1 protein-coding gene is annotated in these 251 nt (G+C 57.0%); it reads right to left on the bottom strand.

Translation table 11 applies throughout. From position 1 onward, the window contains the following. Positions 1-251 (bottom strand): DUF932 domain-containing protein (locus tag GM30_RS03590; protein ID WP_155483913.1); only part of this gene is annotated, 251 nt, incomplete at both ends.

Below are 251 nucleotides of genomic sequence, written 5' to 3'. Positions count from 1 at the left end.
GCTGGTGGCGGTAACAAAAGCGATTCCATCGCATCGCGCTTGTCTTCCACCCGGTCAAAGACGCTGAGTACGTCGTAGGCCCCTTCAATGACCTTGCTGACGACATCGCCCCGGTGCGGAACTCTGATTTCGCCAAACGACTGACCACAGACCATGCCGTTGGTGCAGATGGCACGGAAGTATCCCGGCAGCATCTGGTAACTGGACGAACCGTCGTGCGAATTGAGCAGGATAATTTCCGGTACCTGCGG

It is taken from the genome of Trabulsiella odontotermitis (genome assembly GCF_001188485.1).
In the GTDB taxonomy this organism is placed as follows: domain Bacteria; phylum Pseudomonadota; class Gammaproteobacteria; order Enterobacterales; family Enterobacteriaceae; genus Trabulsiella; species Trabulsiella odontotermitis_A.
This window is presented reverse-complemented; position numbering and strand designations above follow the sequence as displayed.